A 1,873-nucleotide genomic window follows, 5' to 3' on the forward strand; every position below is an offset into this window, starting at 1 on the left:
CCTGTTGCACCAGACGCGACACGGGGCCAGCGTCCCTCAGCACAGCCACAAAAAGGATATTCTTAAATTTCTTCACCTGATCCAATGCATCTTGGGTCTGGGGTTGAACGGGACGTAACGTAAAAAGCGGCTCCGGATTGGGCAGGGTTTGCACATAATAACCTAAGGCAGCTCGCAATGCCTCCCCTACCGATCCCTGCCAAAGCGTTGAATCAATCACTACCCGAATTTCACCTTCCTCACCAATGGCCAACGGACGATAGTCCACGTTGCCACACCCCCAGATCCCCACCAACAATAAAGGCCAAAGAACCAAACGAAAGGGCATGGGGATGACCTCAAGAATTTGATGACACAGCTGCCCTTAAAACGTTCACACCTGGCCTAAGTGCCCTTTTAAGCCGTCGACACCGGGGCGCCATACTTGAGTTCATACACAAATCGTTGCACCGCTTCAAGTCGATCAGATAGCGACAACGTGGAGTCATCCCACAAGCGCTCAACTAGCCGAATTAGCGCTGAACCTACGATAAATCCATCGGTATACCGACTAAAGCGCAGCGCATCTTCATGGGAACGGATACCAAAACCCACTAGCAACGGATTGCGACTAACAAATTGGCGCGCACGTGCCAAATATGCTTCGATGGTTTCGTAGCTTTGGAGCTGACTGCCTGTCAGGCCGGTTATGGATACGGCGTACACGAAGCCAGTAGCCAATGCATCGATTTGCCGAATGCGATCGCTGGGCGTATTGGGCGCAATGAGATAAACCATAGCCAAATCAGCTGCTTGGGCCGCTTCGGCCAGTGCTTGGCTTTCTTCAGGTGGTAGATCAGCCAAGATCAATCCGTCCACGCCAGCCTGCACAGCATCCCGACAAAACGCCTGTACACCATAGCGATAGACCGGGTTTATGTAGCCCATAAGCAATAGGGGGGTCTGGCTACGCGACCGAAACGCCTCGGCCATACGCAACACATCTACCATACGAACCCCATGACGGAGGGCCCGTTCGCTGGCACGCTGGATAGGCACCCCTTCAGCCAAAGGATCGCTAAAAGGCATGCCAAGCTCGATGAAATCTGCACCAGCTTCGTCAATGGCCTCCAGCAACAGACGGGTACTTTCCGGATCTGGGAATCCGTTCGTCAAAAATAGACCCATGGCTTTCTCCCCACGGGTCCGAAGCGTCTTAAACATCGATTGTAGACGATCGATCATAAGCATCCCAAATGTTGGGCAATGGTACCCATGTCTTTATCCCCACGACCCGAAAGGTTAACCACCACAACAGCGTCTGGCCCCAGTTCTTGGGCCAAGCGGGGTAAAAAGGCAATAGCGTGGGCCGTCTCCAGTGCGGGAATAATGCCTTCGGTGCGTGCTAAAAGCCGTACCCCTTCGAGCGCCTCTGCATCGGTAACCGCCACATAGGTAACGCGTCCTAAATCCTTAAGATAGGCGTGCTCCGGCCCTACACCGGGGTAGTCCAATCCAGCCGAGATCGAGTGGGCCAACAGCACCTGGCCGTCGTCGTCTTGCAGCAGGTAGCTCATGGCCCCGTGCAAAATGCCAGGTCTACCGCAGCTTAACGTAGCCGCATGGCGACCGTCGAGCCCTTCGCCTGCGGCTTCTACACCATACATGCGTACGTGTCGATTGGTAAGAAAGGAATAAAACAGTCCCATGGCGTTGGAGCCTCCACCTACGCAAGCCACGAGGGCATCGGGGACTTCCCGTCCTATTTGCTCGACCAGCTGCTGCCGCACCTCGTCCCCAATGATGCGCTGAAAGTCCCGTACGATCATCGGATACGGATGCGGACCTACCACCGAGCCAATAAGGTAAAAGGTGTCGTGTACGTGGGTTACCC

Annotated in this window: 3 protein-coding genes; all 3 read right to left on the reverse strand. The window is 54.5% G+C overall.

Going from position 1 to position 1,873, the window contains the following annotated elements:
- Window positions 1-268 (reverse strand): DUF4837 family protein (locus NW808_RS01295; protein ID WP_414420019.1); only part of this gene is annotated, 268 nt, incomplete at its 3' end.
- 128 nt (window positions 269-396) lie between these two features.
- Window positions 397-1,224 carry a tryptophan synthase subunit alpha gene (gene trpA / locus NW808_RS01300; RefSeq protein ID WP_414420020.1) on the reverse strand — a complete coding sequence of 276 codons (828 nt, stop codon included), beginning with the start codon at window positions 1,222-1,224 and terminating at the stop codon, window positions 397-399.
- On the reverse strand, window positions 1,221-1,873 hold a 653-nt coding region (locus tag NW808_RS01305), incomplete at its 5' end, for a pyridoxal-phosphate dependent enzyme (RefSeq protein WP_414420021.1). The genes NW808_RS01305 and trpA, both read right to left, overlap by 4 nt.

The sequence above is a fragment of the Synechococcus sp. W70.1 genome, from assembly GCF_047461515.1.
Taxonomy (GTDB): domain Bacteria; phylum Cyanobacteriota; class Cyanobacteriia; order Thermostichales; family Thermostichaceae; genus Thermostichus.

Bases quoted from the DNA above. Each gene is read 5' to 3' on its own strand.
- trpA (WP_414420020.1), bottom strand. From the start codon at position 1,224: ATGATCGATCGTCTACAATCGATGTTTAAGACGCTTCGGACCCGTGGG.